Origin of the sequence: Arthrobacter sp. EpRS71 (assembly GCF_001512285.1) — a bacterium.
In the GTDB taxonomy this organism is placed as follows: Bacteria; Actinomycetota; Actinomycetes; order Actinomycetales; family Micrococcaceae; genus Arthrobacter.
The window spans coordinates 275870-294299 of record NZ_LNUV01000001.1; the positions used below are offsets into that span (position 1 = coordinate 275870).

Below are 18430 nucleotides of genomic sequence, written 5' to 3' on the forward strand. Positions count from 1 at the left end.
GAGTGGGCCGTCCGCCGACCCCCGACATGTCGGCCCACTCACGGCTTGGGCCGGTATGCGCAGCAGACCCGAGCTCAACGCGGGGAGGCAGACCCAACATTTTATTCTGTGGACTATAGAATAAGGACAAAAGTAAAACGAGGAGAGGTGCACAGTGGACCAGCAGCAGAGCCGCGGCAGGACACCACGCCGCGCCGACCTCGGTTCAGACCAGCAGTTGAGCAGCAAAGTCGCCGCCTATGTCCGCGAGGGCATCATGGTTGGCCAGTTCCGCGCCGGCGAGTATGTTCGCACAGAACGGCTCGCTGACGAGCTTGGCGTCAGCCCCACCCCGGTCCGCGAAGCACTCATGCTTCTCGGCAGCGAGGGATCGGTCAAATGGGAACCACGCAAGGGTTATCGCGTTGTTCCCTTGACGCTCCAGGACGTCCGTGACCTATTCCAGGTGCAGGCCCACATCGCAGGTGAACTCGCCTTCCGCGCCGCCTCCAAACTCTCCGATGAAGCGATGAACGAACTGGAGGAGCTGCAGCGTCTCCTGGAAAAGGCTGAAGAACAGCAGGACTACGACCTTCTGGACGCGCTCAACCACAAGGTCCACTCAAGAATTAATAAGGCATCGAACTCAGGCCGTCTGGTCACTCTCCTCAACACCACGGTTGGCTATGTACCTTTGCGGTACCTATCGGCCATTCAAGGCTGGGCAGAAGCATCGGTCCATGACCACCAGCCCATACTCGTCGCGCTTCGGAACCGGGACGCCGACACTGCGCGGAAGGCCATGCATGAGCACATCGACCATGTGGGGCAACTCCTCGTGGAGCACCTTGTAAACAATCAGGTGCTGGCAGGCGACGCAGCGGTGCACGAACCAGCCTAACCCCATCTGAGTTACCGGGATTCCGGTGGACCACACGAATGCTCCAGATCTCTTTGGCTTTGAAGCCTGGGCCAGCTATCGGGGGCGCACGCGCGGCTCGCGCTACCAATTAGCCAGGGACCGCCTCTTCTGAAATGAGCATGCCCCATCCTGGCGGACCTCCCCCGGCTGAATCCGCAGAGGGGACGCCTTGAGGAAATTTTGACGAACCCCCTAGCATCCGACTATAGATTCTATATACTATGTTGTGTAGATCACAGGAGGATGCCGCAAGGCTCTCACCAAACGAGCGCTGAAGATTGAGGCGTTGTTCCTGCGGATCTTTCAGCCCCCAATGTAAGGCCACGTCTCAAAGAGGAGATTGTCATGGAGACAAAGAAACCAACGCCTCGGGAGTTGCGCCGGGTCGCAGTTGCAAGTTGCGCCGGCACGACAATCGAATACTACGATTTCTTCATTTACGGGACAGCTGCGGCCCTAGTGTTCCCGCAGGTCTTCTTCCCCGCCCTCGGCCCGGCAACGGCAACGGTTGCATCATTTGCCACCTTTGCCGTTGCCTTCCTCGCCCGCCCGATCGGTGCGATCTTCTTCGGCCACTTCGGCGACAAGCTTGGTCGCAAGAAAACGCTCGTTTCGACACTTCTGCTCATGGGTATCGCTACTGTCCTCATGGGTGTCGTCCCTGATTCGGCAACCATCGGCGTCGTAGCACCCATCGCCCTCATTGTTCTACGCGTAGCTCAAGGCCTTGCCCTCGGCGGGGAGTGGGCCGGCGCTACGTTGCTGGCCGCGGAGTATGCACCCAAGGAAAAACGGGGTCTTTACGGCGTCTTCCCCCAACTAGGTCCGGCTCTGGGCCTGCTTCTATCCAGCGGATCGTACCTTCTCACCCTCGCTTTCATGGGTAACTCCAACGAAGCCTTCCTCAGCTACGGATGGCGGATGCCGTTCCTTGCCTCCATTGTGTTGGTCCTCGTCGGACTCTACGTCCGGCTCAAGGTCGACGAAACACCGGCGTTCAAGGCCGCCCAGGCGGAGGCTAAGAACATCCCTTCCCGTCCGCCTTTGTTCGAAGTTTTGCGCTACCAGCCACGCGAAGTCCTCCTGGCCGGCGGTGCCTTGACCATGCTCTTCGCCTTCTTCTACATCGGCACTGCATACCTGACCAGCTACGGCACCAGCCCAGAAGGTGCGGCCCTGTCCCGGCCCGTGGTCCTGGGCATCACCATGGGAGTCTCCGTCGTGTTCGGTATCGCAACGGTGATCTCCGGAGCCCTTTCCGACCGATTCGGACGCCGGAAAGTCATCGTTTTCTCATGCCTCGTCGGTATGGTCTGGGGCTTGGCATTGTTCCCGGTCCTAGGTACAGGTAACGCATTGATGTTCGCCATCGGACAGACTTTCACCATGGTCCTTTTTGCCGTTGGATACGGTCCGGCCGGGTCCTTCCTCCCGGAGTTGTTCTCGCCACGCCACCGTTACACGGGTGCCGGCCTGGGTTACAACCTGGCTGGCGTCCTCGGCGGCGGCTTGGCGCCCGTTCTGGCGCCAGGCCTGGCAGCCTCCTTCGGAGGTATCGGCATCGGCATCATGCTCTCCATCTGTGCATTACTTTCGCTGATTTGCACGCTGGCGCTGCGCGAAACACGCGGTGTCACTCTGGCTCACGAACAGGCAACAAATATCCCCCAAGACGCCGTTAGCTAATCACCAGCCGGGCGGCGCAGAAAACCGCTCCGCCCGGCAGGACCACCCGCAAACGGCCCTCTCGCCGTTTGGCCAGGGCCAATACGAACCCTTCAACTCAAGAAAATCCAGGAGACACCCTTGACCGTAAAGGAAGAAAACGACGGCGCGATCACCGTCCTGACAATCAACAGGCCCGAAGCCCGCAACGCAGTGAACTATGAGACCGCCTTGGCGCTGGCGGCGGCCATCGAGCGATTCAAGGACAACGACCAGTCTCACGTCCTTGTCATCACAGGCGAGGGAGACACCTCCTTTTGCGCCGGAGCAGACCTCAAAGACATCCCACAACTGCTCGGAGATGAAACATTCTGCAACGACGTGGGACCGATGGGATTCGCCAAACTGGACCCAGGTAAGGTAACCATCGCTGCGATCAACGGCTACTGCTTCGCAGGCGGACTTGAACTTGCTGCCTGGTGTGACTTCCGCATCGCCGATGAGCACGCCGAATTCGGAGCACTTAACCGCCGGTGGGGTGTACCGTTTTTCGACGGTGGAACCATGCGCCTGCCCAGCATCGTCGGTCTCAGCAACGCGCTGTGGCTCATGGAATCCGGCATCCGCATCGATGTCAACCGCGCAAGCCAGATCGGCTTCGTCCAGGAAATCGTTCCCCCCGGCCACGCACTCAAACGAGCCATCACCCTCGCGAAACACGTCGCCGCCTACCCGCAGGAGAGCCTCCGCGGCGACCGGCAGCTCGTTCTGGAATCCGGCGGATACGGGCTGGCCGAGGGCCTTCACCGTGAAGACAAAGGTCGCAGGAAATCACTTGCCAACGCAGAAATGATGGAGCGGCTCTCCGACTTCGCCAGCGGACAACGTCCGGAGCCACCGCGGCCGGAAGAAGTAATGACAGAGGACCAGTGAATTCACAGGGGGTCGGCACAGCTGGTGCCGGCCCCCTGTTGCCGTTTGATGCCAAGTATCCAACCGCGCCGTACTGTGCCAAAGGATCCCGCCAGCGGCCGTCAGCCGCCGGCCGTCGAATCAGCATGTGTCGATGTTCGGTGTCAGGGCTTTTGTTGCGGCTGCAGGAGGCTCGGTGACGGCACTGAGGGCCGGCAGCATCAGTGCCGCCGGCCCTCAGTGTCCTTCGTCATCGCAGGCCCAACGCAACCCAGGGCTCCACTTCACAGTTCATTCACGGCGAAACCATCATTGACTGGGGTGAAATAGCTCTGGACCGTTTCTCGTGTTACCTCGCCAAGGGACGCCGGAACCCACACCGCGTTGCGGTCCTTGTCAATGACTTGGCTTCGCAGTCCTTCAATCAAGTCCGGAGCGGCTAAGCACCGGAGGGATACCTGGAATTCCTGCTCCAACACCTTTTCCAGTCCAGTCATGGACCTCGCCCGACGGATCGATTCGAGAGCGACCTTGACGCAGCTGGGAGACTTGAGCAGGATCTGCCTGGCGGCCTCCTTTGCACGGAGATCTTCAGCCGAAAGCAGCCGTGGGACGATCTCCTCGGCAGGAACCCCGGAATAGCACGCATCGATCCATCCCCGATCACCAGACAGCGCACTACCAGGCCCGGGCACGGATACCTCCTGGAGGCACGATTCAACCGCAGCCGCGGTGTCCTCGCCGGCTTGGATCAATGTCAGTTCGTCAACCAGCCAGCCAACTTTGCCGCTGTCAACAAAAGCGTCGGCCATGCCCAATTCCAACGCATCCCCAGCGTCCAGACGTACCCCAGTGAGGGCCGCATGAATGCCCAATTCCCCAGGAGCGTTCGCCAGCAGCCATGTACTCCCGACGTCGGGGACCAAGCCGAGGCCGGTTTCCGGAAATGCCATCCGAGTCCGTTCCGTCACCACCCTGTGGCTGGCATGGGCCGACAGCCCTATACCCCCACCCATCACCAACCCGTCCATCACTGCCACGAAAGGTTTCGGATAGCGGGCGATCAGGGCATTCAGGCGGAACTCGTCACGCCAAAAGTCCCGCGTACTTGTTCCCCCGACAACGGCATCTCGATAAATAGCGAGGATGTCAGCACCGGCGCACAGCCCCCGCTCCCCCGCACCTGTAAGCACGACAACCTGGATGCCATCGTCGATAGCCCATTTGCGCAGCACGTCCTCGATCTCCAGCACCATCCTATGAGTGAGGGCGTTGATCGCTGCGGGGCGATTGAGTATGACCTTGCCGATCAACCCTGTCCGTTGGAAGAGGACCTCGTTCATGCTCACCGTTGCCTTTCACTAGTACGCGGAAGGCGGCGCACACGCGCCGCCTTCCGGTTCTCTTCTTTGGGGGACGTATTAGGAGTTAATAGGACCTGGGAAGGCCCAGAACCTTGGTGCCGATGAATGCCTTGATCATGTTGTTGTTCACCGGGGCCACTTGGTACATGCGGGTCTCGCGGAATTTCCGTTCGACGTCATACTCGTCCACGAAGCCGTATCCACCATGTGTGTTCAGCGCCGCGTTCGCCGCCTCCCAGCTGGCATCCGAGGCGAGGTGCTTAGCCATATTGGCTTCGGCCCCACATGGAAGTCCGGCGTCGAAGAGCCGGGCCGCTTCGAAGCGCATCAGGTCAGCTGCGCGGAGTTTCATGTAAGCGTCGACGATGGGGAACTGCACACCTTGGTTGGCTCCAATCTTCCGCCCAAAAACTTCCCGCGAATTGGCGTAATCCGTCGCGCGCTGGGTAAACCAATAGCCGTCACCGACCGCTTCGGCAGCGAGCAGGATGCGTTCGGCATTCCAGCCGTCAATGACATACTCAAATCCATTATCGACTTCGCCGATGACCGCCGACGCTGGTGCCCGCATGCCGTGGTAATGGATCTGGTTGGTTGCGTAATTGAACATGGTGCGGACCTTGACCACTTCCAGGGACTCCGGCTGTTCAGCCCGGACTTCTCGCAGGTCCACGAGGAAAAGGGTGAGGCCTTTGGTCCTTTGCTGGCCCTTGGGAGAGGTACGGGCAAGGACCAAAGCCAGGTCTGACTCATCGATTCTGCTTGTCCAGCTCTTGTGTCCAGTGATGACGTAGTCGTCACCATCACGTATGGCGATCGTTTCGATGCTGGTGGTATCCGAGCCGGCCTTGTCCTCTGTAATCGAGAACGCCTGCAGCCGCAGTCGCCCGGCAGCGATCTCGGGGAGGTACGCGTCCTTTTGCTCTTCACTGCCGTGACGTAGCAGCGCGCCCATGGTGTACATCTGCGCATGGCAGGCGGCAGAATGGCCTCCGGACCTGTTGATTTCCTCCATGATCACGCTCGCTGCCGTCAACCCATAGCCAAGCCCGCCGTAGGTCGCTGGAATCAAGGCCGCCAGCAGTCCTGAATTTGTCAGAGTGTCAACGAACTCCTGAGGGTACCGGCGATTTTGGTCCGTCTCACGCCAATACTCGTCCTCAAAACCCTCACATAGCGAACGGACTGTGCGGCGCAACGCTTCCAGGTCCGGCTGCACAAGAGACGAAACATCAATTGACTGGGTGCTCATTTGGGGACCTCCTCGTCGCCAGGCGGGTCAATGCCCACCAAACTATGGCTTAATCTCCACTCTACATTCTATATTGTATGTACATCAAGCATTTGCCTTTAAACACTCCGGAGGACGAGCATGGCACAGGAAAGACAGGGCACCGAACGCGTTGTGGAAGGCTGGACGGGCCGACTCTTTGAGGACTTCGCCGTCGGCGACATCTACTACCACCCGTTTGGAAAGACTGTCACCCAGTCGGACAACCAGACGTTCACACTCATGACGCAGAACGTGTCCAAGACCCATATTGATGCGAACTTCGCCGAGAAGACCAAATTCAGACGCCCTCTGGTCAACTCAACGTTCACGCTTGCCTTGGTGACAGGACAATCCACCATCGATTTGTCCATGAACGTTTTCGCGAATATGGGTTGGGACGAGGTCCGGATGCCGCACCCGGTCTACGAGGGGGACACCATTTACTCGCGGTCAAAAGTCCTCGCTATGCGACCCTCCAATTCGCGCCCCGGGTTGGGACTGGTGACGGTGGCCACAGAGGGTTTCAACCAGGACGGCATCATCGTCATTAGTTACCGGCGGACGTTCATGGTCTACCGAGTGGGCTACCTCCCAGGTATCGAGGGTTCCCGACCAGATGAATCATCCCTCCCAGCGGTGGAAGGACGGGCATGACTACCGGCACGTTTTCGTCAGATGCAAATTCAGTCATCGGAACCGCACTCACGGCGCTCTTCGTACCTGGGGACAGGCCGGAACGCTTCGCAAAAGCCCTGGTCGCCGGGGCGGACGTCGTCATTCTTGATCTGGAGGATGCCGTCCAGCCTGCGAACAAGGAACAAGCCCGTGAGCAGGCACTGACGGCGCTCGGTTCGGGCGCGTCCAGCCCCATGCACGCGTTGGTGAGAATCAACCCTCCAGGGAGCCCCTGGTTTGACGCCGATCTCAAAGCACTTCAAGGACTTGCCCGCGCGCCGGGACACGGCCTTCTGGGTGTCATGATTCCTAAATCGGAAACTGCCGAGCACATCACGGCAATCGTCGACGTCATTCCGACCGGCCTACCCATTGTTCCCCTCGTGGAAAGTGCCCTTGGAATCATCAATGCCTTCAACATAGCCACGCTTCCTGGAGTTTCCCGGCTGGCCTTCGGCGCCGTGGACTACACCCTCGACATTGCAGCCGGGCCCGGGTCGAGAGTTCTTGACTACCCCCGCTCAGTACTTGTCGTCGCTTCCCGGGCAGCCGGCATCGCTCCGCCTTTGGACACTCCTTCCACGTCCATCCATGACCTGAACCGTGTAGCCGACGACGCAGGGACTGGGAAGATGCTGGGATTCGGTGGAAAGATGTGCATCCACCCCGCGCAACTACCCATCGTCCGATCCGTATACATGCCAACCAAGGAAGAAACGGAATGGGCTAAAACTGTGCTGGCCGGCTCACGAAACTCAGGCGCAGCTTCGCTTGGCGGCGAGATGATTGATCTTCCGGTTCTGGAGCGCGCCAAACGCCTTCTGGTGCGCTCAGGATCATCGACAGAACTTATGGAATAGGTTCGCTGCCACGTTGTGCGGGGTCACGGATGACGCGGAAACCACTTCTGTCAGACTAGGTGATGAAGTACTGGGCTATGTGTCGACGAGTACGCTTGGAAACCATCCTGCGGTCCGGGTCTTTGCAAGGCGTCGGGATAGCCTAAGGTCCCAGTTCCACAGAAGTGCGGGAACCAAGGTCGCCGCGCGGAGCATGTGGCAGGAAACTTCCTGAGCTAAGCACCAGCCTGCCATAGCCCGCCTGCCGGCTCCAGGGTACCCCCGGGGTTGCAGCGGGTTGATTCCGCGTGATGACGTTCAGCTTCTGAAGTTGCCCGACCCGGAAGTCGCTCACATGCCCGACGCGTCCTGGGCAATCAACTGCGGGTGCGTGCTCACTGGGAACAACTGATGGAGTTGCGAGCAAGCGCGCTGAACCACCGAACGCAACCAGACGTTGGCCGGATCTTCAGTTCGCGATGGGTGCCAGTACAGGGCCTCCACCAGGGACGCTTCGAGTTCTGCCTCGAACTCCAAGACCTTGATGTTCGCCCCTCGCTGGGCTCTGGCTGCCAGCATCCGCGGTACCAGCGCTACCAAGTCCGTTCCTTCAACCAAGAGCGGCAGCGAAAGGAAACCTGCCACCACAGCTGCCACACGGCGTCGAACTCCCCGCGACTCGAACAGCTTGTCCGCAGGGGTGCTGATTCCTTCCCCGAAATAGCCCACCGCATGCGGGACGGTCACCAGGTCTTGCAGGGTAATGCCCGGCAACTGCACAACAGGGTTTGCGGCGTCCATGATGGCCACAAAACTGTCCCTGAACAGCTGCTTTGTTTCCCCCTCCATCTTGTAGCCGGTAGGTCCAACAAGCAGGTCCAGCTTCGAGTACTCGGCCATGGTGCCGTGAAGCCCGGTCATCGGGACGATGTCCACGGTGATCTTGGGGGCCTCTTCCCGCAGGATTCCATGCAGTGGACCCACGATGAGAGCCGCCGCATAGTCCGAGGCCGCAATCACGAATTCCCGTTCACTTGTGGTGGCGTCGAATCCTGATCGGACCAGGGTGGCCCTCTGGACGTGCACCATGGCCTCGTCCACCAGTGGGACGAGCGACTGCGCAAACGGTGTGAGGACGTACGTTCGGCCGTTCCGGACCAAGAGTTCGTCGTCGAAATGCCGCCGCAACCTGGCCAGAGCGGCGCTCGTAGCAGGCTGGCTTAAACGGAGCCGTTCGGCGGCCTTGGAGACGTTGCGCAGTTCAAGCAGCACCTGAAGTTGGGGCAGCAGATTCAGGTCCAGAGTCTTCATGCCCACAGCCTACCGGGTATCTGTCCAACAAATACGTCCTATCTAGAATCCTCTCTTCCCCAAATAAGTGACCTGCACCATTGTTGTTACAGGACCTGCAGATAACTGTCCGAGCAACCGGCACTTAGAAGGAATTCATCGTGGAAACTCCCCTCTCCCATCTTGCCCACCTCGAGATCACCACTCCGGACGTCGAAGCCTCGGCGAGGTTCTACGAGGAAAAGTTCGGCATGCGCATCATCGACCGCGTGGATGGAAACGTGTACCTGCGCTGCTGGGGCGATTACTACCGCTACAGCCTGGTGATTACCGAAGGCCCTGAAGCATCGCTCGGCCGGATGGCGTGGCGTACCAACACCCAGGAAGCCCTCGAAGCTGCAGCTGCCCGGGTAGAAGCAACCGGCGTGCAGGGCACGTGGACTGCCGGCGGTCACGGTTTCGGCAAAGCCTATGAGTTCACGGGTCCTTATGGACACCACATGCGGCTTTTCTATGACGTGGAGAAGTTCGTTGCCGAGCCCGGCTTCGAATCCAGCTACCCGGACCGTCCCGAGCGTCGCAGCAGCCACGCCGCCGCGCCGCGCTTCCTGGACCACGTCACGGTCGCTTCTTCCGACGTCCGGGGATTCGCCAAGTGGTACAACGAGGCCCTGGGCTTCCGCGTCATGGCGTTCGTGGACCTGGACGAAGCCCCCATCACCGTGTTCTCTGTACTGACCACCAACGAGAAGTCCCACGACCTCGGCGTCGTCTTGGACACCTCCAGCCGGGCCGGCCGCGTCAACCACATCGCTTTCTGGGTGGACGCCACCGAGGACCTGCTCCGCACCGCCGACGTCATGATGGAAAACGGCACCCCCATGGAATACGGCCCCTCCATCCACGGCGTGGGCGAACAGAACTTCCTCTACTTCCGCGACCCGTCCGGGCTGCGCGTGGAACTGAACTCCGGCGGTTACCGCAACTACGTCCCGGACTGGGACGCCAACACCTGGAAGCCGTCCGAGGGTTCCAACAACTTCTACAAGAACGGCGCCATGCCGCACTCCATGACCGAGTCCTTCCCGCCAGCCGAAGGTTTCACCGCCACCGAGGAAGGTGCTTCCGCCGAAATGAAGGAAGCCCTCCTGAACCCCTACGCAAAGCAGGGCCGCGGCTAATGACGAAGCCAAACTACGCGCTGGTCCGCTTCCAGGAACAGGGCACAGACAAGGCACAGACCGGCCTGCTGGTCGGCGACCGTGTGCTGCCCCTGGACAGTGACATCAATTCCCTGATCCAGCACTGGGACACCACCGAGGCCGAACTGGACTCACTGGCCGCCTCGGCCGGTGAGGAAACCGGGCTGGCGCTGTCCGGCGTCGAGGTTCTTGCCCCGGTTGAACCGGCGCAGGTCCTGCAGACCGGCGCCAACTACCGCAAGCACGTCATCGACCTGGCCGTGGCACACCGCGACGCCGGGCAAGACGCAGAGGAAGTACGCGCCAAGACCGCCGCGATGATGGATGAGCGGGCAGGCCAGGGAACGCCGTACTTCTTCATAGGGCTCCCGACGGCGATCGCGTCGGCCACCGAGGAGCTCACCCTGCCCTCCTACAGCAAGAGCCACGACTGGGAGTTGGAGCTCGCAGCTGTCATCGGGAAGGAAGCATTCCGCGTCAGCCCCGAGGAGGCACTGGAATACGTCTTCGGATACACCATGGTCAACGACATCACCACCCGTGAGTTTGTCTTCCGCAAGGACATGCCGGCCATCGGTTCGGACTGGTACCGGGCCAAGAACGCCCCCGGATTCCTGCCCACCGGTCCCCTGCTGGTGCCAGCCAAATTCTTCGGAGACCCACAGGATGTCCAAGTCACGCTGAAACTCAACGGCAAGGCCATGCAGGACGAGTCCACGCAGGACATGATCTTCGGGGTTGCCAAACTGGTCAGCGAAGCATCCCAGATCATGCCACTGCGTCCCGGAGATCTGGTCCTGACCGGAAGCCCCGCGGGCAACGGCCAGCACTGGGGACGACTCCTGCAAGACGGCGACGTCATGGAAGGCACCATCACCGGGCTGGGCACACAACTCATCCGCTGCAAGGACGAACAGTGACCACAGAAGCCTCAAACGCTTCCCTGATCCAGCGTTCGGATCCGCTGGCGAGCATCGCTGCCGCCGCGGATCGGTACAACAACTGGGGTCGCTGGGGCGAAGACGACGTCCTCGGGACACTGAACTTCATCGACGCCGCAAAAAGGGTCGAGGCAGCGGCACTGGTCACCACAGGCGAGGCGTTCTCCTTGTCACAGCCCTTCGACACCAACGGCCCGCAGAAGGGGTGGCGACGCCGGACCAACCCCGTGCACGCCATGACCGACACCGGGGTGGACGCTGAGCGCGGCAACCAAGGGTTCCCGCACGGTTTCGGCGGCGCGGACGACGTGATTGCCATGCCGTTGCAGTGCTCCACGCAATGGGACGGACTGGGACACATCTTCGATCGCGGCAAAGCCTGGAACGGCAGGGCCGCCGGGGATGTAGTGACCTCGGAGGGTGACCTGGTCACAGGGATCGAGACCGCCGCGGCCAAGATCGTGACCCGCGGCGTACTCCTGGACGTTGGGCGCGCGCTCGGGCCGGAACTGGGACGGACCGACGGTGAACTGCCTGACGGCTTCGCGATCACCCCGGAACACTTGCAGCGGACCATTGATCGCCAGGGTGCCAGCTCGGCTGTTCGTCGTGGTGACATTGTGGTGATCCGCACAGGGCAGTATGCCCGGGTCCGCCGCGACGGCTGGGGCGACTACGCCGGTGGATCCGCTCCGGGGTTGTCCTTCAGCACCGCTGCATGGCTGCACGAGTCGGAGATCGCTGGAATCGCAACTGACACGTGGGGCTTCGAAGTCCGGCCCAATGAGTTTGAGGGCGCTTTCCAGCCACTGCACCAGATTGCCATCCCCAACCTCGGGTTGTTTCTGGGAGAAATGTGGGACCCGGACGCCTTGGCCCTGGCGTGCGCTGAAGATGGCAGGTATGACTTCATGCTGACCGCAGCGCCACTTCCCATCACCGGGGCCGTCGGTTCGCCGGTCAATCCCATCGCCGTCCGGTAGCCGGCCAGTCCCAGGGTTTGGGCCAACGAAGGCCCAACCCGGGACAACAGCACCATTGGCAGTAGCCGTCACACAAAGGAGTCTTCAGATGGCAGCAGTACAGAAGGTCGGAATTGTCGGAGCGGGGGCGGCGGGACTCGCCGCAGCCATTCTCCTTGCCGATGCGGGCATCGAGGTTGAGATTCTGGAGAAGGCCACCGAGCCGCAGACCCTTGGCTCCGGTATCACCCTCCAAGGCAACGCCCTGCGCATCTTGCGAGAACTCGGCGTCTGGGAAGAAGTTGAGGCCAGAGGGTACGGGTTCAGCACCCTCGGCCTGCGGGCACCCGACCCCGCCAGCACCGTGATCACCATGTTGGAAGACATCCGGACCGGTGGCGACGACCTCCCGGCCACCCTGGGAATGTATCGCCCGGACCTGACTGCCATCCTCCGCGAACGCGCCGGGCAGGCGGGCGCCCGGATCAGCTACGGCAAGGAGGTCACCGACATTAACGACGACGGCGGCGGCGTCACCGTCAGCACTGCCGACGGTGCCACTACGCGCTACGACCTTCTGATCGGGGCGGACGGGCTTCATTCGGCCGTCCGCAAGGCGATCGGCATCGACGTCGAGCCCAAGCCCACCGGCATGGGCATCTGGCGGGCCTTCGTGGACCGGCCGGAGGATGTTGTCCGGACCGACCTGACGTATGGCGGCCACTGCTTCATTGCCGGCTACTGCCCCACCGGCCCGGACACCATCTACGCCTACCTCGTGGAGAAGGCCCAGGAACGCAACCACGACGACGGGCCCCGCGTCATGGCAGAACTGGCTGCAGCCTATGGCGGCCCCTGGAACGAGATCCGCGCCAGCTTGGACCACGGTGCGCGCATCAACTACACGTGGTTTACCTCGCATCTGGTGAACGGTCCCTGGGACCGCGGCCGCACCGTCATCATCGGCGACGCCGCCCACAGCTGCCCGCCGACTGTGGCCCAGGGTGCCGCCATGGCGCTGGAAGACGCCGCCGTGCTCGCAGAACTCCTCATCTCTGCCGACCATCTCACCGAGACTCTGTGGAAGAAGTTCACAGACCGCCGACTCGACAGGGCGACCGCAGTGGTTGAAGCATCCGTCCAGTTGGGCCAGTGGATGCTCGACGGCGTCCGCGATGCCAACGTGCCCGGCCTCATGAACTCGCTCTCCACCATGCTGAAGGAACCCGCATGAACCCCTCCGCTCCAAGCCAGCACCCCACCGTAGATGTCCACGCCCATGTCCTCATTCCGGCCCTGCAGCAGGCCGTAGCAGAGAATGATCCGGAAGGATTCGCGGCCCTGCAGGCTCTGGAAGTCCTGCGCAATGGCCCCGAATCCATGGCCAATTCCGGCCTCATGATCAAGGAGCGCTGGCCACAGCTGACAGACCTGAACCGCCGTCTGGCGGACATGGATTCACAAGGTGTGGATGTACAACTTGTCTCACCTTCGCCGTCCCACTTCTACTACTTCGCCGCCGAGGAGCTTTCCCTGACACTGGCCCGGCAGGCTAACGAGGCTGTCCGGGATTACGTCAGCAACGCGCCCGAACGGCTCAACGGGCTCGGGCTGGCGCCCTTGCAGCATCCGCATCTCATGGTCGAGGCACTGGATCATGCCGTGGTGGAATGCGGCTTGCTCGGCGTGGAAATCGGTTCTTTCGCAGGGACACCCGGCGACCTGGAGCGAACCACGGTAGAGCTCTCTGATCCGCGGCTGGAACCGTTCTGGAGCCGGGCCGAGGAACTGGGCGCCATCGTGTTCCTGCACCCCTTCGGCTGCTCCTTGGACGAACGGCTGGACCGTTTCTACTTGGCCAACACCGTCTCACAGCCCGCCGAAAACGCGGTCGCCCTGTCCCATCTCATCTTCAGCGGCGTGCTGGACCGGCACCCGGACCTCAAGATTCTCGCGGCCCACGGCGGCGGCTACCTGCCAACCACCATCGGACGATCCGACCACGCCTGGAAAGTGCGCCCCGAGGCGCAAAGGTGCGCCGAACCGCCGTCGTCATATCTGAAGAAGATCTTCTTCGACTCCCTGGTTCATAACCCCCGTGAGCTGCGTTCGCTCGTTGAGGCATCGGGTCCCGGACAGGTGCTGCTCGGTTCGGACTACCCCTTCGATATGGGATCAGAGAGGCCTGTTGACGACGTGCACGCCGCCGGGCTTCCCGCGGCCGATGCCGCCGCAATTCTCGCCGGCAATGCTTCTCGGTTGGGCATCACCGCCGCGGCAACGCTGAGCACCCGCGCTAAGGCCCAAGGAGCCTGACATGGTGAAGATTGCCCGCTGGAATCACGACGGCGGAACCCGGGAAGGGTTCGTCGACGACGGCAACTGCTTCGCGTTGCCCGCCGGATGCACAGTCAGCACTCTTCTAGCCGCAGGGCTGGAGGAGACCCTGGCCATCGCCGCGGAGACTCTCCGCAGCGTCCGCCCGGTATCCCTGCAAGACGTGCAGTTGCTGGCGCCGCTGGCACCTTCAACCATCCGGGACTTCGTCGCCTTTGAGGAACACGTTGAAGGTGTCCGCAAAAGCATCGACGGCGTCGCCGGCGTGGTGGCTGAATGGTACGAAGCACCCACGTTCTACTTCACGAATCCCCATACGGTGACCGGCACCGGCGAGGTGATAGGCATCCCCGCAGGCTGCGATGACCTGGACTTCGAAACCGAAGTAGCTGCCGTCGTCGGCCATGTCCCGGGCAGCGACGGCAGGAACCTGACGGCGGCCGAGGCGCACCGCCACATCTTCGGCTACACCATCCTCAACGACTGGTCGGCACGCGACCTGCAGCGCCGCGAAATGAAAGTCAGCCTCGGTCCTTGCAAGGGCAAGGACTTCGCCAACACCCTGGGTCCTTGGATCGTCACCGCAGACGAGTTTGAGCATCTTCACGACCGCGAAGGCTTCTTGCCCATCTCCATGGCCGTGGAAGTCAACGGCGAGCCGATCGGCCAGGACCTGCTCTCCAACATGGGCTGGCCGTTCGCCGAACTCGTCGCCTACGCATCCCAGGACTCCGTGGTGCGGCCCGGCGACGTCCTCGGATCCGGAACATGCGGCAGCGGCTGCCTCGCCGAGCTCTGGGGAAGGAACGGTTCCAAGACTCCCCCGCCGCTAAAGACGGGCGACATTGTGCGGATGACCGTGGAGGGAATCGGAACGATTGAGAACACGGTAGGCGAACGCCGCGAAGCCGTGACGCGGGTGGCTGCACGGAACCGGCCACGGAACAGGTCTGTCTTTGAAGGCGAATCCGCTATGTCTGCGTAGGTGAAGGTGGGACCAGCGCGGGAATCACCGCGCTGGAGTACTCAGTTAACTCTTGAGGATTGCGGTCAGGAGTTAGATATCAGGTGCTATAAAATCTTGGCGCCCACCGAGTGAAGGCACGGCGACCACCACAAATTCGGCAGCCGCGTTGACGTGGGGTTTTGCGATCAACGCGGCTGCCAGTGCTACTAGCGGTTCATGAGTTCGCGTAGCGCCGTTGTGACGGAATCGGGATCCTCCTCTGCCATGAAATGCCCGGCATTTAGCGTCCGGTGTTCAAGGTCGGACGCCCACTTGCTCCAGAGCGCGGCGGCGTCGTACCCAAGGACTGCACCCCAGTCTTGTTGTATGACAGTGACGGGCATGCCCAAAGTATGGCCTGATTCCCTGTCTGCGCGGTCGTGCTCAACGTCAATGCCGGCTGATGCCCGGTAGTCGGCAACGATGGAAGGCACGGCATTCGCTGATGCTGACAGGTAGTGGTGCCGGTAGTCGGCGGGAATGGCTTCGGGATTGGAGGTCCATCCGTCCAGGAAGGACGCGAAGAATGTATCGGCGGTCGCTTCAATCATGGGCTCCGCGACGCCGGCCGGCTGGGCCATCAGGTACAGATGCCACGCGACTTTTGCGTCTGCCCCGTGAAGAATGTCCCACATATCCAGCGTCGGCAGGACATCCAATGTCAACAGATGGCTCACATTGTCGGGGTGATCAAGGCCCGCCCGGATTGCGACCAAGGCGCCGCGATCGTGGCCTGCCAAGGCAAAACGCTCGTGGCCGAGTGCTCGGGCAACGGCTACCACATCGGCTGCCATGGTCCTCTTTGAGTAGGTGTGCTCGTTGGATTCTTTCGGTTTGTCACTGTCGCCGTAACCGCGCAGGTCGGGAACAATCACCGTGTGGTCTGCTGCCAGCTTCGCGGCAACATGGCGCCACATGTGATGTGTCTGCGGGAAGCCGTGCAGGAGCACTACAGCAGGTCCGCTTCCGACGACGGCGACGTTGAGTTCTACGTGCGGCGCTGCAGGGACGCGGTAGTAGCTTGCTTCAGGGAGCAATTTCAGGGACATGATGTCTCCGTTCCTTGTTGGTGTCTCCACTTTCCCGTGGGCGAATCAGTGCTGAATCAGTGGGGCGCCGCTTCCGCACGACATCGGGCAGGGCGCGGACTTTGATTACGATGAATTCGTGAGCTGCCCTCAATTCCGCGTCCTCGGTCCTATCCAAGTGACTGTTGACGGTGTAGTGCGGCAGTTGTCCAAGCGCCGGCACCGGGAGATCGTTGGGATACTTCTTTCTCTCCGGGGCGGGGTAATCTCCACCCAAGACCTCGTCGCGGAACTCTGGGATGACGCACCCCCGGCTGGTGCGGTGGGAGCCGTCCGAACGTTCGTGGGTGAGCTTCGCCGAATCATTGAACCGAATCGTCTGCCGCGGAGTCCAGCCACAGTCCTGGTAACTGTCGGCGATGGCTACTCATTGCGGTTGAGTGCCGACGCCGTTGATGCATGGCGCTTTGAAGCTGCGGTGGGATCAGCGGGAACAGCCCTGCCGGAGAAAGCAGACTCGTTGCTTTCGGCCGCGTTGGCTGAATGGCAAGGTGAGGCTTTCGAAGAGTTCGCTGAGCGGCCGTGGTCGCGTTCCGTGAGAACAAGATTGGGCGATCTGCGGTTCTCTGCCATTGAGCGCTGCGCAAACGCACGGCTCGCCGTTGGACGGGCGGACGAGGCCGTGCCACTGCTCGAAGGGCAGGTAACGGCCGCGCCGTGGCGTGAAGAAGGGTGGGCGTTGTTGGCATTGGCTCTCTACCGCAGCCAGCGCCAAGGGGACGCTTTGGCGGTCCTGCGCACTGCGAGGATGCACCTCAGACGCGATCTGGGGGTCGATCCCGGCCCGGCGCTTTCAGCTCTGGAGATTCAGATCCTGCGGCGGGACCCGAATCTGGAGCTGCCCGAACCGACAGGGCTGGGTTTGACGGCAGCCGCATATTCCCGGAGTGGCACCAGGGCTCAACTCGAGGCTTCAAACGCGGTGCTGGGCAGCCTTGCGGTCACGGGTGACGTGGAGACTGCCCAGACACAGCGAATCGCCACGATTCGCGCGGCACAGTCTGCCGACGATGCCGAACTTACTGCCCGGATCATTGGCGGTTATGACATTCCGGGAATATGGACGCGCTCCGACAACCGGGAGGCCGCAGAAGTCGTTGTTGCAGCTGCTGAACATGCACTCGCTTCAACCGCGCGAATTTCTGACAGGACACGCGCCCGCCTGCTGGCCACCATCGCCATGGAATCACGCGGCACAGCCGACCGGCAGGCCGAAGCCCAAGAAGCAGAATCAATTGCCACGCGCCTCGGCGACGAACAACTTCATTGCTTCGCCCTCAGCGCCCGATTCATGCAGGAGTTCCACAGGACAGGCTTGGCAAAGGAGCGGGCTGACATTGGCGCCCAGCTGACAGCTCTAGCCATAAGCGCCGACTCACCCACCTTCGAAATCAATGGCCGCCTCATCCGCATGCAGGCCCTCTGCGCTCTGGACGACATCCCTGCGGCCAACGCCGAAGCCTACGCCGTAGACGAACTCGCCGCACGACACGAAAGACCGCTCGCAGCCGTATTTACCGGCCGGTTTAGGTCGGCTTTCATCGAAAACAGCGACCCTCCGCTGCCAGATGCGATGCCTGGCTTCACTCATGGCCTGGCTGCTTTGACCAGATTCACTCGAGAAATGACCCAGGGATCGGACATAAGTGACGGCGACTTCGGGCCCTATGAGCCGTGGGTGCGGCCACTACTCATGCTGCGGGCAAACCGACGTCAGGACGCTACCCATGCCCTCAGGACTTTGCCCGCGCCGCCCAACGATCTCTTGCTTGAGGTCACTTGGTGCGTTATAGCTCAAACCGCCGTAGAGCTCGGCGAAACCGCGACCATTCAGCGGGCTTTTTCCGCTCTTGCTCCGGCCGGTGGAGAACGAGCCGCGGGTAGCGGTGTTGTAGACCTCGGCAACGTGAAGGGATTCCTGGAGCTGCTCGAGGCAGCTCCGAGAGGATAGGGGTTCAGGACCTTCCGCGAACCG

The 18430-nt window shown here is 61.5% G+C and carries 16 protein-coding genes; 12 read left to right on the top strand and 4 right to left on the bottom strand.

Features of this window, described 5'->3' with window-relative positions; translation table 11 throughout:
* The first annotated feature begins 154 nt into the window (after window positions 1–154).
* The 3 genes from AR689_RS01240 to AR689_RS01250 all read left to right on the top strand — a co-directional run bounded on the left by AR689_RS01240 (window position 155) and on the right by AR689_RS01250 (window position 3499).
* Window positions 155–880, top strand: coding sequence for a GntR family transcriptional regulator (locus tag AR689_RS01240; protein ID WP_062065657.1), 726 nt, complete (start codon window positions 155–157; stop codon window positions 878–880).
* A 366-nt stretch (window positions 881–1246) separates the two neighbouring features.
* Complete coding sequence (locus AR689_RS01245; protein ID WP_062065660.1) at window positions 1247–2587, top strand: MFS transporter; 1341 nt, start codon at window positions 1247–1249, stop codon at window positions 2585–2587.
* A gap of 120 nt (window positions 2588–2707) precedes the next feature.
* On the top strand, window positions 2708–3499 hold the full coding sequence (locus AR689_RS01250) for an enoyl-CoA hydratase-related protein (RefSeq protein WP_062065664.1): 792 nt from the start codon (window positions 2708–2710) through the stop codon (window positions 3497–3499).
* Window positions 3500–3762: 263 nt separating this feature from the next.
* Here AR689_RS01250 and AR689_RS01255 read toward each other — a convergent pair whose 3' ends face one another.
* Window positions 3763–4821: an enoyl-CoA hydratase/isomerase family protein gene (locus tag AR689_RS01255; RefSeq protein ID WP_062065667.1), complete on the bottom strand. Its 1059-nt coding sequence runs from the start codon at window positions 4819–4821 to the stop codon at window positions 3763–3765.
* A gap of 85 nt (window positions 4822–4906) precedes the next feature.
* Window positions 4907–6094 carry an acyl-CoA dehydrogenase family protein gene (locus AR689_RS01260; RefSeq protein WP_062065670.1) on the bottom strand — a complete coding sequence of 396 codons (1188 nt, stop codon included), beginning with the start codon at window positions 6092–6094 and terminating at the stop codon, window positions 4907–4909.
* A gap of 120 nt (window positions 6095–6214) precedes the next feature.
* On the opposite strand from AR689_RS01260, the gene AR689_RS01265 reads away from it, so the two are divergent.
* Entirely contained in the window at window positions 6215–6769 is a 555-nt protein-coding gene (locus tag AR689_RS01265) for a MaoC family dehydratase (RefSeq protein WP_062065673.1), read from the top strand.
* The gene (locus AR689_RS01270; protein WP_062065676.1) at window positions 6766–7650 is read left to right on the top strand and encodes an HpcH/HpaI aldolase/citrate lyase family protein; all 885 of its coding nucleotides are present in this window, start codon (window positions 6766–6768) and stop codon (window positions 7648–7650) included. The genes AR689_RS01265 and AR689_RS01270 overlap by 4 nt, the downstream gene beginning before the upstream one ends.
* Before the next feature lie 330 nt (window positions 7651–7980).
* On the opposite strand, the gene AR689_RS01275 is transcribed toward AR689_RS01270, so the two are convergent.
* On the bottom strand, window positions 7981–8940 hold the full coding sequence (locus tag AR689_RS01275) for a LysR family transcriptional regulator (protein ID WP_082697747.1): 960 nt from the start codon (window positions 8938–8940) through the stop codon (window positions 7981–7983).
* Window positions 8941–9080: 140 nt separating this feature from the next.
* Here AR689_RS01275 and AR689_RS01280 point away from each other — a divergent pair, with 140 nt between their 5' ends.
* The 6 genes from AR689_RS01280 to AR689_RS01305 all read left to right on the top strand — a co-directional run bounded on the left by AR689_RS01280 (window position 9081) and on the right by AR689_RS01305 (window position 15346).
* Entirely contained in the window at window positions 9081–10100 is a 1020-nt protein-coding gene (locus AR689_RS01280; RefSeq protein WP_062065682.1) for a VOC family protein, read from the top strand.
* Window positions 10100–11041, top strand: coding sequence for a fumarylacetoacetate hydrolase family protein (locus tag AR689_RS01285; protein ID WP_062065685.1), 942 nt, complete (start codon window positions 10100–10102; stop codon window positions 11039–11041). The genes AR689_RS01280 and AR689_RS01285 overlap by 1 nt, the downstream gene beginning before the upstream one ends.
* Complete coding sequence (locus AR689_RS01290; protein WP_062065690.1) at window positions 11038–12045, top strand: cyclase family protein; 1008 nt, start codon at window positions 11038–11040, stop codon at window positions 12043–12045. Before AR689_RS01285 ends, AR689_RS01290 begins: the two co-directional genes overlap by 4 nt.
* 88 nt (window positions 12046–12133) lie before the next feature.
* On the top strand, window positions 12134–13258 hold the full coding sequence (locus tag AR689_RS01295; protein WP_062065693.1) for an FAD-dependent monooxygenase: 1125 nt from the start codon (window positions 12134–12136) through the stop codon (window positions 13256–13258).
* Window positions 13255–14340 carry an amidohydrolase family protein gene (locus AR689_RS01300; RefSeq protein WP_062065696.1) on the top strand — a complete coding sequence of 362 codons (1086 nt, stop codon included), beginning with the start codon at window positions 13255–13257 and terminating at the stop codon, window positions 14338–14340. The genes AR689_RS01295 and AR689_RS01300 overlap by 4 nt, the downstream gene beginning before the upstream one ends.
* A gap of 1 nt (window position 14341) precedes the next feature.
* Window positions 14342–15346 carry a fumarylacetoacetate hydrolase family protein gene (locus AR689_RS01305; RefSeq protein WP_062065697.1) on the top strand — a complete coding sequence of 335 codons (1005 nt, stop codon included), beginning with the start codon at window positions 14342–14344 and terminating at the stop codon, window positions 15344–15346.
* Between the two features lie 188 nt (window positions 15347–15534).
* Here AR689_RS01305 and AR689_RS01310 read toward each other — a convergent pair whose 3' ends face one another.
* A complete protein-coding gene (locus tag AR689_RS01310; RefSeq protein WP_062065698.1) occupies window positions 15535–16416 on the bottom strand; it encodes an alpha/beta fold hydrolase in 882 nt (293 codons plus the stop codon).
* 118 nt (window positions 16417–16534) lie between these two features.
* Here AR689_RS01310 and AR689_RS01315 point away from each other — a divergent pair, with 118 nt between their 5' ends.
* Window positions 16535–18406 carry an AfsR/SARP family transcriptional regulator gene (locus tag AR689_RS01315; protein ID WP_062065699.1) on the top strand — a complete coding sequence of 624 codons (1872 nt, stop codon included), beginning with the start codon at window positions 16535–16537 and terminating at the stop codon, window positions 18404–18406.
* The last annotated feature ends 24 nt before the right edge of the window (window positions 18407–18430 follow it).